Annotated in this window: 7 protein-coding genes and 1 pseudogene; 7 read left to right on the top strand and 1 reads right to left on the bottom strand. The window is 40.6% G+C overall.

Going from position 1 to position 15,587, the window contains the following annotated elements:
• Positions 1 to 257: 257 nt before the first annotated feature.
• The 7 genes and pseudogenes from HYD28_02150 to HYD28_02120 all read left to right on the top strand — a co-directional run bounded on the left by HYD28_02150 (position 258) and on the right by HYD28_02120 (position 12,296).
• Positions 258 to 2,291, top strand: a complete 2,034-nt coding sequence (locus HYD28_02150; protein QLE07872.1) for a winged helix-turn-helix domain-containing protein — start codon at positions 258 to 260, stop codon at positions 2,289 to 2,291.
• 120 nt (positions 2,292 to 2,411) lie between these two features.
• Positions 2,412 to 3,182, top strand: a complete 771-nt coding sequence (locus HYD28_02145; GenBank protein QLE07871.1) for a DeoR family transcriptional regulator — start codon at positions 2,412 to 2,414, stop codon at positions 3,180 to 3,182.
• 95 nt (positions 3,183 to 3,277) lie between these two features.
• Positions 3,278 to 5,098: a glutamine--fructose-6-phosphate transaminase (isomerizing) gene (gene glmS, locus HYD28_02140; protein QLE07870.1), complete on the top strand. Its 1,821-nt coding sequence runs from the start codon at positions 3,278 to 3,280 to the stop codon at positions 5,096 to 5,098.
• Positions 5,099 to 5,682: 584 nt separating this feature from the next.
• Complete coding sequence (locus tag HYD28_02135; protein QLE07869.1) at positions 5,683 to 7,626, top strand: GGDEF domain-containing protein; 1,944 nt, start codon at positions 5,683 to 5,685, stop codon at positions 7,624 to 7,626.
• 320 nt (positions 7,627 to 7,946) lie between these two features.
• The gene (locus tag HYD28_02130) at positions 7,947 to 9,533 is read left to right on the top strand and encodes a D-aminoacylase (protein QLE07868.1); all 1,587 of its coding nucleotides are present in this window, start codon (positions 7,947 to 7,949) and stop codon (positions 9,531 to 9,533) included.
• A 169-nt stretch (positions 9,534 to 9,702) separates the two neighbouring features.
• Positions 9,703 to 10,831, top strand: a pseudogene (locus tag HYD28_02125) (esterase).
• Positions 10,832 to 11,000: 169 nt separating this feature from the next.
• The gene (locus HYD28_02120) at positions 11,001 to 12,296 is read left to right on the top strand and encodes a DEAD/DEAH box helicase (protein ID QLE07867.1); all 1,296 of its coding nucleotides are present in this window, start codon (positions 11,001 to 11,003) and stop codon (positions 12,294 to 12,296) included.
• Positions 12,297 to 12,355: 59 nt separating this feature from the next.
• On the opposite strand, the gene HYD28_02115 is transcribed toward HYD28_02120, so the two are convergent.
• Positions 12,356 to 15,571 carry a PD40 domain-containing protein gene (locus tag HYD28_02115; GenBank protein QLE07866.1) on the bottom strand — a complete coding sequence of 1,072 codons (3,216 nt, stop codon included), beginning with the start codon at positions 15,569 to 15,571 and terminating at the stop codon, positions 12,356 to 12,358.
• Positions 15,572 to 15,587: the final 16 nt, after the last annotated feature.

Genomic DNA, 15,587 nt, shown 5'->3' with positions numbered 1-15,587 from the left:
TCATTTCTCTGCTATCAATGCACGTTTTATCAATATAAATATTTTTAACTTACTAATGCTGTGGCAAAAGGCTTGAAGTCGAGAAGGTAAAATACGTAAAGGTAATCATGAAACCAATAATCTTCCTCTGATTTTACTGTGACTAAACTGTAACTTTTTTATTTATCAAGTGTTTATATTGTTTGTAGTAACCTAGTTAATAGTAAAGTACAATATTTTGTAGAGGGATCATTAAGGTAGATGAGTGACTCAGTTGTATGCTTATTCGGATTGGAAAGTGCTATTTAAATACAGAAGAGATGTCTCTTCTGGTTGATGAACAGTCAATTATATTAGAGCCAAAGGTATTTGCTGTTTTAATGTATTTTATTGAGCATAACGACCGTTACATTTCAATGGCTGATTTACACCAAAACCTATGGCAAGATCGTTGTGTTTCTGATGCTGCTGTTAGACGAGTTATTAGTAAAATCCGTAGTGTATTAGGTGATGATCACAAAGAACCTACTTTTCTTCAGTCTCTTCCGAAACGGGGCTATAAGCTTATTTGCACTATTGAAGAAGTGTCCTCTATAGAAACAGAGCAACCTTCGAATACACACATCCCAACTAGTCAAAGAAAAAAATATAACCTTATATTAGCAACCTTTTCGATAGCATTTATTTGCGCTCTGTTTGTATATTTTCTACCTAAAAAAAACCATGACGATCCCCTGACAGTTATTGACACTATTACTTCTGAAAAGCGATCACTTGGCGTATCGAATAATGGTAAGTACATCGCTTTTAGCAATCGATTAAGTCACGAGAGTAATTATCAAATTTACTTGAAAAATCTAGATAATCAGTCAATTAAACCTCTCACAGACACTGCAACCTTGCCTATTGGATTAGCATTTTCAAATAATGATCGATATTTATACTTTTCGGATAATGATGTTGGCTCTGCAAAAATTAAGAGGGTATCTCTAATAAACCCAGCGAATAACGTAGAGGTGTTAGTTTCCGATTTTCATTTTATTACCAGTGTATTTTTTAATAAAAATGATAATAGCCTTTTTTTTACAGGGCAAAAGCAACCTCACGGTAGCATGCTTCTTTATAAGTTAAATAGAGTAGGCGGCCTTATAGAAGAAGTGACATCTGTGGCTCAAAAAGGGGTGTATGACTCATATGCTGATATTTCACCTGATATGAGTAAAGTTGCTGTGCTTAGAGTATTTTTAGACAGTAAACGTAATAACATACGTATTCTTGATCCTGAAACCGGCAACACGCTTTTTAATTATGATCATCATGATGTGATTTACAGCTTGCAATGGCTTAATGATGAGCACCTTGTTTTTGCTGATAAGAAACAACTGATAAAGTTAAATATTAAAACAGGCAATACAGAAGTGGTTATGAATACCACTGTTACAGCTCTAAACGTACTTGACCCACATACTTTATTGGCGATTAAAACTCGCGAAAGACTTAATACTTTTATTGAAAAAAAGCTTCCTATGGAGGTATTTAAAACCACAGAAGTGATACAAAGTAATAACACTGAACAGGGGCGTATTACCACCTATCACTCTTTAGGCAATAAAGTGTGGGTGATAGAAAAACGCAATAAAGTTAATTATTTAACTCTACATGAAAAGCATAACTCTGCAAGTAAAGTTGAATTATTTCAAACCGAGCAGCCACTTAAATTGATCAGTCCTTCAAAATCTGGACAATATGTATTACTCAAGCATCATAACCGAACCGCTATATTCAATGTCATAACGAATACATTGAATTACGTATCGAAAACAGATGAATTGATCGGGGATGTCAGCTTTTCCGATAATGAAGACTCTATCCTCTATTCTATCAAAACAGATGGGGAGTGGCAGATTTTTGAACAGACTATGGCAGATAGAACGAATACGCTCCTTTTTAAAGGTTATCGTTATATTCGCGAATTTGAAGGAGGGTACATAGTGGGTGACGAGTGGGGGAATTTATCTCGATTTGATGCTTATAATAATAGCTTTACGGCCTTACCGATAACGCTGCCTAACGATGCAATTGTAAACTGGGCTATTGTTGAAGATAGAGTGTTATGGAGTAATTATAACCTTATTGGCAATACAACTTTCTATGAAATGAATATAAAAGATGTTGATGGCAGCACTCTGTTAACACAGGAGTTTCCATTTAATGAAGTTTGGCCTTATTTCTATGTGGATAAGATAAATAATTTAATTATTATTAAAAGGTTAGGAAAGCAATCTACAGAAATAGTTTCTTTAAGCATTTAATCAATGGCTCTATAGGCCACATATCTTAATAAGGTGTGTTCTCAAAACATTGACTTGCCATTTATATTGTTTCGTTTAAAATCCAAAAACTTTCGAAACGAAACTTATGTGATCATATAAATGACAAAACGAAACACTCAACAACGTCGCCATACAATCTTAAGCCAAGTGAATGAACTTGGTGAAGTTGCTGTTGAAGCGTTAGCTGAGCAGTTTCAAACTTCTGAAGTGACCATTCGTAAAGATCTGACAGCACTTGAAAAAAGTGGCTTATTACTGCGCCGATACGGTGGTGCTATTGCACTACCGCAAGAAATCGTTGCAAATAGCAATGAGAAAAGCGACTCGCTTCGCAAAATGGCAATCGCACAGGCCGCTGCAAAGCTGATTAAAGATCATAACCGCATCATAATTGATAGCGGTCGCACTACCGCGGCGATGATCCCAGAGCTTGCGAGTAAACGCGGTTTAGTGGTGATGACCAATGCTATTAATGTCGCTAACCGACTACTTTCATTAGAAAATGAGCCAACATTATTGATGACTGGGGGAACCTGGGATCCGCATTCAGAATCGTTTCAAGGCCAAGTTGCGGAGAATGTTCTACGCTCTTACGACTTTGACCAACTCTTTATTGGTGCCGATGGCATTGATATTGATAGAGGTACCACAACCTTCAATGAATTAGTGGGGCTTAGCCAAGTGATGGCTGAAGCTGCCCGAGAGGTAGTGGTGCTGGTAGAGTCAGAAAAAATTGGCCGAAGAATACCTAATTTAGAACTGCCTTGGCAGCGTGTTACCACTGTTATCACAGACAACAATCTAAGCGCAGATAAGCGTGAGGCGATAACAGCATGTGGAGTACAGCTGATCTGTGCAGAAATTGAATAACCCGTAATAAGACCGACAACACCTTATTACATTAAATTTATGAAAACACATACCGCCCAAAGTAAAACGCTTTGGCATGTGCAAAAGGAGAAATTATGTGTGGAATCGTTGGGGCTGTTGCAGAACGCCCAGTAAACAAAATACTTGTTGAAGGCCTAAAGCGTCTTGAATACCGTGGCTATGATTCGGCTGGTGTGGCTTTACTTAAAGGTACTGAGCTAAACACTGTAAAGTCAGTGGGTAAGGTTGCTAATCTTGAAGCGGCACTGAATGATGCAGCAGTAAATGGTACTACAGGTATCGCACATACACGCTGGGCAACTCATGGTGGCGTAACTGAAGCGAATGCTCACCCACATGTTTCGAACAGCGAAATTGCCCTAGTTCATAACGGTATTATCGAAAACCATGCCAGTCTACGTGATGCGCTTAAAGGCGACGGTTATGAGTTTTTATCAGAAACTGACACTGAAGTTATGGTGCACCTTATTCACCAACTTCGCCAACAGCACGATACGCTTTTAGCAGCAGTACAAGCTGCAGTTAAGCAGTTTGAAGGTGCATTTGGTACCGTTGTTTTTGATAAAGCGAACGACAACGAAATCATCGTAGCGCGCTCTGGTAGCCCATTGGTGATTGGTTTGGGTCTTGGCGAAAACTTTATTGCCTCTGATCAACTTGCTCTATTACCTGTTACACGTAGCTTTATTTACCTTGAAGAAGGTGATGTTGCTCGTATTACTCGCGACAGTGTTGAAATTTTTGATGCAAACGGCGACGCAGTAGAGCGCGAAGTGATTGAATCAAACATTACGCAAGATGCATCAGGTAAAGGCGAATATCGTCACTACATGCTGAAAGAAATTTACGAGCAGCCACTTGCTGTACGTAACACGCTTGATGGCCGCCTAGTTAATGATACTGTAGCGATTGATGCCTTCGGCGATAGTGCTCAGCAAATCTTTAAAGACGTAAAACACGTACAAATTATTGCCTGTGGTACATCATATCACTCGGGCATGGTTGCTCGTTACTGGCTTGAGCAGTTTGCAGGCGTAAGCTGTAATGTCGAGATTGCTTCTGAGTTCCGTTACCGTGAATCATTTGTACATGAAAACAGCTTACTTGTGACAATTTCACAGTCTGGTGAAACAGCCGATACGCTTGCTGCACTTCGTCTCGCAAAACAGCAAGGTTACATGGCGTCAATGACCATTTGTAACGTACCGGGTTCATCGTTAGTACGTGAATCTGATTTAGCCTTTATGACAAAAGCAGGTGCTGAAATTGGTGTTGCATCAACTAAAGCTTTCACCACACAACTTGTTGGCTTATTAATGCTAACGGCATCTATTGCCCAAGAAAAAGGCCTAGATCAAAGTGCGATTGTGAATGCAATTAAAACACTTCCTAACAAGTTAGAAGAAGCATTACTACTTGCTGAAGGGATTGAAGATTTAGCTGAAGAATTTGCTGACAAGCACCATTCATTGTTCTTAGGTCGTGGCTCACAATACCCAATTGCGATGGAAGGTGCGCTTAAGCTGAAAGAGATTTCATACATTCACGCCGAAGCATACGCAGCGGGTGAGCTTAAGCATGGTCCTCTTGCGTTGATTGATGCCGACATGCCAATCATTGTTGTGGCACCAAACAACGAACTACTTGAAAAGCTTAAATCAAACGTAGAAGAAGTACGTGCTCGTGGCGGTATTATTTATGTATTCGCAGACAAAGACTCAGCGTTCAATTCTGACGAAACGATGCGTGTAATCAACGTAAATCATGTCGATGACGTGATTGCCCCAGTTGTATATACAATTCCGTTGCAGTTACTTTCTTACTACGTTGCGGTGATTAAAGGCACCGACGTAGACCAACCTCGAAACCTAGCAAAATCGGTTACGGTTGAGTAAGTTAAAGTATAAAGAGCCGGCTGTGGATTCTAAATAAAGTTGGAAACTACAGAACAAAGTTTGAAATATATTAAAACGGCCAATTTCATGGCCGTTTTATTACTTTAATGATATTTAGTATTCGTATACCTCTCCCACACCTCCAGACTTACCTTGTTTCTTTGTAGGAAAGTCATAAACAGCCCTAAATTGTCTTTTGTCTTTTGGAAGATGGTTTATCTAAAATATGGCAGCAGCTAAAGCTGCTGGCTTACCATGCCATTCGATTTCTGGTTGCGCACGCAGTTTAAGTTTAACGATTCACATAACGAAGAGTCCAATAAAGCTGAATATTGAAAATATAAAAAGCGTGATGATGCTATAGTTAAAGATGCCCAATAACATTAGATGAAGTCCAAAAAATTGAATTTCAAATATTAAGGCAGCCATTTTTATTTGAACAAGTGGACTTCCCACCCCTCAGAGTACAATCTACTACCCTTATTGTTAACTTGTTTTTATCACAAGGTTGATAAGTAATAAGGGGGATTTTATGTGGTTTTATATTATATAGCTTAATGATATTGTTATAAGTTTTAATTGAAATGATTAAACGTTCGGAGCAGCAAGTTATCAAAAAAATAAGTATTTGGTTGGCATATATTGCACTAACTCTATTCTTTGCGAATTGCAAAGCTCAACCTCAAACACCGCAGCAAATTGCTGGGGAATACAGCAAACTTGTTTATTTGGCATCGCAGGTTATTGAAGAGGTCAATGGGGCTGGACGCGTTGAACTTATTGAAAAAATAGAGAATTCAAACTTATTAGCGGACGATTCTATACTTGGTAAAATATTTCAAACGATAATTAGGGAAACTCTTGCTTCTCGGGGCCTGTTATCTTCAACTTTAACAATCAACCAATATAATTTATCTGAGCAAAACTGGGCTTATTTACAATCTATTGATACAGAGTTATACGCTGCGAATAGAAGTTTTTACATTTATATTCATGGTGTTAATGTCGAATCAACTCCTAATAAAAGAGTTGCCATCACTATCCCACAGTTACAAAACTTGAAACAGCAGATTATTGAACTTGGAGACAAGCATGCAATTGCAATTGTTAGTGCTCGTTTAGGAGAAGAAATAGAAGAAATTTCATTGCTCAAAGCGTTATCTGAATATGAATATGCTTTACCTTATTTGAGAAAATTCGATCCGTTGAGGCCTATGGAAACCCAAATGTCATCAATCCGTGTTCATCACTGGATTGCAGACATTTATAACGATTTGCAACTGCATATGGCTGCTTTAGAGCACGGTAATGTATTGTTATCATTATTAAGTGAAGAAGAAAAAAAACCTCTATACATCAATCCCAGTATTTATGCACTTAATAAACTGGGTCGGTTTGACGAGGCGCTTAAATTAAGTGACGAAGCAATTAGAAGAGCTGAACGCAATAAAAATGATATCGAACTGTTTATTTCTAAGATGTTGAAAATTTCTGTATTAACTCATCGAAATCAACAGCAGGATGGGGTAACTATTTTAAAGCTTTCTAAACAAATGGAACAACTCATTGGTAATCAACCAAATGAATCATTAGTTATGTATTTAAAGCTTGCTAGAGCTCTAGCATCGGCAATAGAGGAAAGCAAAGAAGTCGAATTTGAGCGTATAGTTAAAGACTATGCCGATCAGGCAAATTCTTTCATGAATAACAGTAATCACCCGGGGGATGTAAGTTTAACTATTTATCATAACTTAAGACGATTATATGAGTTAAATGGTAATTATGATAAAGCGTTTTACTTTGGTAAGTTATACCAATCTGCTAGGGTAAATTACAACTCAGAACATTTTGGGATAGGGAACATTACGCCGATTGATTCTTTAACTAGGGATATTGAAATAGCAAAGTTTAGAAATGAATTATCCATGCAGGAAAAGGCAGAACTAAAGAAGGAAAACCTTAACCTACAGCTCATCATTTTTATTCTATTATTTTCTTTGCTGGCGACAGCTACATTTATGTTTTGGCGTGATAAGAGGGCCTTAAAAAGAATAGCAGAAACAGATACATTGACTGGTGCAAAAACAAGAAGAGCAATGTACAAATTGGCCGAGAAGGCACTGCAAGTTAATAACTCGACCTGTTTCGTTCTAGTGGATCTGGATCATTTTAAGCAAATAAACGACTCCTATGGTCACTTGGCCGGTGACGAAGTTTTAAAAGGGTTTAGTAACGTAGTTTCAGAACGTATTAGAGAAACAGATTTATTTTGTCGTTATGGCGGTGAAGAGTTTTTATTAATATTAAACAACTTAGATAAAAAGACAGCGGTTACGCTCGTTGATGGCATTAGAGAAAAATTTGAAGGTATTAATAGCTGGAAAGAATTGGACTCTACGACAAATGTTAGCTTTTCCGCAGGTGTTGTCGAAATCAATCAGGTTTCTAATATAGACAGCATTATTAAACAATGTGACGGCTTACTATACAAAGCCAAGGCGAATGGACGAGCAAAGACAGAGTCATAAAATTAGATTGTATTGTTAATGGCGTTTAAATCGATCGTAATTAGCAATGCAAAATAGAATACGTTTAACTTTTTCAGTTGAAATCATCTGACGTAAGATATATCAACAGAGTTTTTGTTTCCAACTTTGATATATAAAATTAGAGCGATTTTTGCTCACTCAAATGCTCGCGTTATTTTTGTTTCTGACTTTGTTAAGCATCTACATCGGCTAATTAGCCGGCTTTTTTGTGACTGTAACTTGTTTGATTACTGTTCACTGATGCAATTTGTATTGCAATTGATTAGGATGGTTAAACACTCAGGCTAAGGATAATAACAATGAAAAAGCGCAGTGTTTTAACCTCAATAGGATTGTTCGTATTAGTGCTCAGCTCCGGCATTGCTTATGGGCAATCTTTTGATCTCATCATCAAAAACGCTATGTTGCTCGATGGTCTTGGTGGCAAAGCGGTTCACGCAGATGTTGGCATTGAAAGCGGCAAGATCACTAAAATTGGTGACATGACGGCTGACAAAGCTCAACAAGTTATAGATGCCAAAGGCAAGATTGTTGCCCCTGGCTTTATTGATTTACATTCCCATGCTGAGCGCTCAATTGCAGAGCTGCCTCGGCTCGATAACTTAGTACAGCAGGGTATTACCACTATTTTGGGCGGTAACTGTGGTTTTTCTCCTGTCGACTTTAAGCAATTTTTTGCGCAAACCGAGCGTTCACCTCTAGGGCCTAACTTAGCCTTATTAATTGGCCATAATGATGTTCGTAAAGCTGTAATGGGTGAAGAGCAGCGGCTTGCCAGCGCTGATGAGCTAAAAGCAATGCAAGTGCTGGTAGATAAAGCGATGCAGCAGGGGGCGTTTGGTTTATCGACTGGGCTTAAATATGTTCCTGGTGTGTACTCAAACTTTGCTGAAGTAAAGGTGCTTGCCGAAACCGCTCATGCTCAGCATGGATTTTTTGCATCTCATATGCGCGATGAAGGCGCAGAGATTGTCACGGCGATAAATGAAGTGCTCGATATTGCAAAAGACACGGGGATTCCTGTGCATATCTCTCACCATAAGCTGATTGGTCATCCAAATTGGGGTGAGAGTAAGCAAACTATTCAAATGATCCGTGATGCTCGCAAAGCGGGTTTAGATGTCACTCTCGATCAGTATCCTTACACGGCTTCTTCTACGCGGTTTGCTATTTTATTTCCGGCATGGTCATTGGCTGGTGGCCAAGCTGAAGTTGAAAAGCGTCTACAAGATCCAGAACTAAGGCAAAAAATAAAACAAGGTTTGATCAAAAATATCCGTGAAGATAGAGGCGGTGGTGACCCCGCAAGGCTGCAAATAGCGCATTATGCGGCAAACCCTACATGGGATGGGCTAACCTTTGCTGAAGTATTAAAGCGTGAAGGGCGAGCGCAAAGTATTGATGAAGCCGCTGAACTTGCCATTGAAATTCAAGCAAATGGCGGTGCTCAGGGGATCTTCCACGCTATTAATGAAGATGATGTTAAGTACATTATGGCTTACCCAATTACCGCAATCGCCACCGATGCGGGTGGTTCAGAACTTGGTAAAGGCAACCCGCATCCAAGAGGATACGGCACCTTTCCTAGAGTACTAGGTCATTATGTGCGTGAACAAGGGGTGATTTCATTACCTGATGCAATACGTAAAATGACCAGTTTACCCGCAGCAAGAATGGGCCTAACTGACCGAGGAGTGATAGCACAAGGCTATGCTGCTGACATTGTCATACTCGACCCTGCGACGGTTGCTGATAAATCAACGTTTAGCGCACCTCATCAGTACGCAGAAGGAATTGAATACGTCATTATTAATGGCCAAGTCATTAAATCACCAGATGGCATGACAGGTAAAAGTGCTGGGCAAATATTGCGTCATACGCTTTAGTTAAAATAATGACTTACATATACTTTTTTACGAAAAAGTTCATAAGTTATCTTTGTTTGTACCTGCAATTCTGTTAGCTTAAAAAATTACCAATATTTCTTAAGGATAAGTCGTGCGACTATTTAAGTTACTCTATATTAGTGGTTTTTTATTCTGTACTAGCCATGTCATGGCTCAACCAGCCGCTGATGAGGCGGTTACAAATTACAGCCAACATACGCATACTATCGAATCAAGTAATCTTAGTGAGCAGCGCACAGTCGTTGTGCAATTACCAAAAAGCTACCAAACAGATCCAAACAAAAGATATCCCGTTATTTACCGTTTAGATGGGGCCGGTAATTTACCATTGATTAATGCTGTGCTTGAACGCTTACAACAAAATGATCAAGCGCCAGAGGTGATTGTAGTTGCGATTGAAAGCACTAATCGACTTAGAGATTTTTATCCCACAGTGAACAAAGAACCACAAGGGCCTGTTGGTGAAGGCGGTGGTGCAGCAAAGTTTTTAGCTTTCGTAGAGCAAGAAACTGATGCCTTTGGTTAATAAACAGTATCGTACTCATGATTATAGAGTTATCGCAGGCGCCTCAGCTGCGGGTGTATTTGCTCTTTACGCAATGCAGGCTGACCCTGAGCTATTTCAAGCGCATATTGCTTATAGCCCTGCGGTATGGTGGAACTATGGCGCCCCGGCTAAGAGCCTAAAAACCTTTGTTACTAAAGCCAAAACTATTAACAGCTATGTATATATGAATATCGGCGAAGAAGCTGGCATTATGCGCGAAAGATACGATGATATGCAGCAAACAATGCAAAATAGTAAGGTGCAAAATCTGCGCTTTAAGAGCGATGCCTTTGCAGGCGTTTCGCATAACCTAACCTCAGCTGCTGGGGCATTTAATGCGTACCATGGCTTATTTTTATCTAAACATATGCCTCTGAGTGCATTGGGCGATGATGTTTCATCAATTGATGCTTATTATCAACGTTTATCTCAGCAATGGGGTGAACAAATAGCGCCACCAGACCGCGCTGTTAGGCTACTGGGTTACAGCTTAACGGATAACCAGCAATTTGAGCGGGCTATTGAGGTGTTTAAGTACAATATAAAAAACTACCCTAAATCAGCGTATGCACTGTCAGCTTTGTCATATGGCTATGAAATGCAAGGTAATATTCGCCAAGCATTAGTTCAAATCGAGGCTGCAATAGCCGTTGCAGATGACTCTTATCCTTACCCTGATTACTTAAAAGAGACAAAAACGAGGTTGCAAGCACAGTTGAGCAAGAGTTAAAAATATGGCCAACTTAAATGTTGGCTTTAAAGCACTTATTTTAATATTGAGCAATTACCATAAACCAGTTTCTGTTATTTAAAAGGTATTTAAAATCACTAATCCCTACTTAACGGCCAATAAATACGCTAAAATCGCAGGCTATTTTAGTAATGAGCCTACACCTTTTATGACCTCAACCGCAAACTCTAGCAATTTCAACGAACTTGGCCTTATTCCAGAGCTACTTGCTCGATTGGCTGATCTTGAATATACCCAGCCTACACCTATTCAGGCAAAAGCAATTCCAAGCATTTTAGCGGGTAGTGACTTAATTGCAGGAGCAAATACAGGTTCAGGTAAAACAGCGACATTTGCTCTGCCTATGTTGCAAAAGTGCTTTTTAGATAAGGGACTTAAAAAAGCACAAGGCAAAGGTAACTTTGTATCAGGGCTTATTTTAGTGCCAACCCGAGAACTCGCGGTGCAAGTGGCCGATAGCGTTAAATCGTACTCTGCAAATTTTAATGGTGCGATTAAAACTGTCGCGGTATTCGGTGGTGTGTCGGTGAATGCGCAAATGCAAGCATTGCGAGGCGGTGCCGATATTATTGTGGCAACCCCAGGGCGTTTACTTGATTTGATTTCAAGCAATGCTATTAAGCTTGATAACGTAAACACCTTAGTGCTTGATGAAGCAGATCGCATGTTGAGTCTTGGTTTTACCGAAGAACTTGCTGAGCTATTAGCACTTATGCCCGCTAAAAAACAAACAATGCTGTTTTCAGCGACGTTCCCAGATCAAGTTAAGCTATTAACCCAAAAGCTGTTAAATGACCCTGTAGAAATACAAGTTCAAAGCAAACAGGAGAGCACTCTAGTACAGCGTGTATTTACCGTAAATAAAGGTGAGAAGACCACTGTTTTAGCGCACTTAATAAAAAACCATAAATGGCGCCAAGTGTTGATTTTTGTGAATGCAAAGAAAGATTGTGGGCACTTGGCGAGTAAGCTTGAAAAGCGTGGTATTAATGCGCAGGTATTTCATGGTGATAAGGGCCAAAGTGAACGTACTCGCGTAATCGAAAAGTTTAAAAATGGCGAAATTGAGGTGCTAATTGCCACTGATATTGCTGCTCGTGGTTTAGATATTGCTAAATTGCCTGTAGTGATTAATTTCAATTTACCCCGTAGCCCTGCCGATTACATGCACCGTATTGGCCGAAGTGGTCGCGCCGGTGAAATTGGGTTAGCGTTATCACTGATTGATTACGAAGACTTTCATCATTTTAAAATTATCGAAAAGAAAAATAAATTTCGTTTAGAGCGCGAAGAAGTCCCTGGTTTTACCGTAAATCAAGCAAACCTCGATGCCGCACAAGCACTTAAAAACGACAAGCCCGTAGCGAAACCTGCGGGAACAGGTAAGAAAAAAAACAAAGCCAACCAAGAAGACGATGTTTGGAGTGGCTGGAAGAAACATTAAAAACCCTAAAAAACCCCGCATCTTTGCGGGGTTTTTACTTTTTAACAACCAGTTAAGAATTAAAAGTCAGTCGGTGCTGGTGGCACGGTGAGAGGCTTTTTCGGATTGTCTTTTAGCTCTTTTAAAAGCTCTTCTACGGCACGTTCAATCGATGGATCTTTACCTTGGTAGATTAGCTCTGGGCGGTCAACTACCTTGATATCAGGGGTGACACCTTCGTTTTCGATGATCCAGTTGCCATCGTTATCTAAAATGCGGAATGTTGCCGCGATAACTTGGCCGCCGTCGACAAGACTTGGGTTACCCGAAATACCAATTAAACCACCCCAAGTACGGGTACCAATGAGCTTACCTAACCCAGCTTGACGGAAGTAGTAAGGAATAGCATCACCGCCAGAACTTGAGTAACCATTGATCAGCATGGCTTTTGGACCATCATGAGCAAATTGTGGGGTTTTAGTTGGCTCAACGCCGCGGCGTTTCCAATAGTTAAGCGGTTTACGGGCAAGCCAAGTGATCATGTGTTCAGGAATAAAGCCGCCGCCATTGTATCGGTCATCAATAATCATGGCGTCTTTGGTGGTTTGCGGCATGTAGTTTTTAAACATGGCGCGGTTACCTTCGTAGGCTGTATTTGGTAAGTGAACATATCCAATACGACCATTTGATAGCTTATCAACGTAGGCTGCACGAGAGTTAACCCAGTCTAAATAGCGCAAGCCTTGCTCGCTAGCTACAGGCTTAACGGTAACTTGCCATGCACCTTTGCTGCGCGGTTTACTGTTAAGGACTAGCTCAACTTGCTCACCTTGCGTGTTCTCTAGTAATTCGTAGAAGTTAGCTACGTCTTTTACTGAGCGGCCATTTACGGCAATGATGTAGTCGCCGTTATGTGCTTTTACCCCTGTTGTACCAAGTGGTGAGCGGAAGTCTTCATGCCAGTTTTCACCTTGGAAAATTTGCTCAATTTTTACGTATCCAGATGGATCGCTGGCAAGTTTTGCACCCAATAAGCCGTGCTTTTTACGCTCTGCTTTTGGCATATCACCCGACTGCACATAAATGTGGCCTGAGTTAATTTCACCTGCGATTTCACTGAGAATGTAATCTAGGTCACTACGATGTGAGATAGCATCAGCCATAGGTTGATACTTAGCTAAAATTGCGTCCCAATCTTGGCCGTGATGGTTTTCATCGTAGAACCAATCACGCAATGTACGCCAGCCTTCAACATACATTTGTTGCCATTCAATCTGTGGCTCAATTTTTAAGGTCATCTTACTAAGATCTAGCTTATTCGCTGCTAGGTCTTGTTTTGCTTTTGGCTCAATTAAGCTGTAATCGTTACCCGCATGCACAAGCAGGTGTTCACCGTTGCTTGAAATAGTGTAGCTGCTTACCCCTTTAGCCACAGTTTCAAGCTCGCTGTCGTGAGCTGTGCCTATTAATTGTAGGCCGCCATTAGCCAGTGTTAGCACGCCATCTTTGACTGCCGTTAAACTGCGATAATCCCCTGCTGGTGCATTTAAAGCGGTTACACGTTGCATAAAGTCGCTGCTTTGCAGGGTATTTTTCGCTTTCTTGTCTTCATTTTTTTGTTTATCGCTGACGATCGCTGTTTCGTCACTTTGTAGCGCGATAAGCGGTTTGATACTGTCATTTACGGCAGCGGCATAAATACGCGTTGCACGATTAAACATGTAGTCAAACTCATAGCTGCTGAAGGCTAAGTTAAAGTCGCGCTCTGAGCTAAAGTAGAGGTATTGGCCATCAGGAGAGAAAGTTGGGTTTTGCTCATTGGTCATTTCATCCGTTAAGCGAGTCACTTTCTTTTTATCAATATTGTAGTGCCACAGTGAGGCATAGCGGTTTTCATTGTTTTTCACAAACACAATGTCTTCGCTATTTGGCGACCAAGTATATTGGCGAATGCCTTCTTCATCGTAGATGCTGGTATCAATTTTGTGTTGTTTACCCGATTTTGCGTCTATCCACCAGAGTGTGTGGTTCTTATCTGCAAATAACAGCTTTGAGCTATCTGGTGACCAAATTGGCGTAAAGCGCCAAATAGTTCCATTGCTGGTTAGCTGCTTGGTGGCATTATTTTTACTGCGATCTTTTAAGTAAATTTCGTATTCGCCACTTTCATCGCTCATATAAGCAATATAACGACCATTTGGCGACCAACTTGCGTCAATTTCGCGGCCTTTTGCTGTGTAAGATAAGTTACGCGTTGGGCCCTGTTTAACTGGTACGCTAAATAGCTCACCGCGGGCAGTAAAGAGCGCACGTTTACCGTCATGAGAAATCGACATTGAGTCGATAAAGTCGCTGACATTTTTTGTGTACGGCATGGCATATTGACGCACACCAGCAATGTTAATGCTCAGCTTAGTGCTTTTTTGAGTTTGTGGGTCAAAGCGATAAAGGTAGCCACCATTTTCATAAACAACAGCATTAGGGCCAGCTGATGGCCACAGTACGTCAAAGTCTTTATGGTTGGTTAGTTTTTTCGGCTCAGCGCCTTTTTGGTATTGATATAGGTTAAGGGTGTAATCACGATCAGATACAAAGTAAATGTTATCGCCAACCCAGGTTGGTTGCTGATCGGTAGCGCGGTTACTGGTTAGCTGCTCTGAGGTATTGCTTTTTAAATCGTAAACCCAGACATCTTGTGCACGACCGCCACGGGTGCGCTTCCAAGTACGAAATTCACGGTCAATTGGCGTGTAAACATATTTACTCCCATCTGGCGAAAGCATACCGCCGCCCGTTTCTGGAATAGCTAGAGGCTGTTCAAGGCCACCGTCAGCAGGCACCATGTATGGACGACCCATACGCTTACCCCACGGTGTGCGATTAGCACGAAATACCACATTTTTGCCATCTGGTGTCCAATCGAGAACACGATAATCAAAACCGCCGCGTGGTGGCATTGGGCTAACATCGTTGTAGTAAGTCAGTTGTTTTAAGCCTGAGCCATCGCTGTTAATGACATAAATTTGGCGGCTGCCATTGTACTCAGCCGCAAAGGCAATGCGTTTACCGTCAGGTGAAAACTTAGGGAAGGTTTCAAAGCCAATATGGTCAGTTAAGCGTTTGCTCTCGCCTGTTTGCGTATTAGCAATGTAAATATCGCCACCGTAAACAAAGGTAACATTTTGATTATGAATATCTGGAAAACGCAGTAAGCGCGTGTCTTTAGTTTCGTAAGCTGATGCCCAAGGTGCCAGTGTCGCAGCCATGGCCAGTGCCAACGTTGTTAGTTTTTTCATGGGATTACATCCTATA

Origin of the sequence: Pseudoalteromonas shioyasakiensis, from assembly GCA_013391845.1 — a bacterium.
Taxonomy (GTDB): domain Bacteria; phylum Pseudomonadota; class Gammaproteobacteria; order Enterobacterales; family Alteromonadaceae; genus Pseudoalteromonas; species Pseudoalteromonas apostichopi.
The sequence above is the reverse complement of the archived record's forward strand: the minus strand, read 5'-3'. Positions and strand labels throughout refer to the sequence as shown.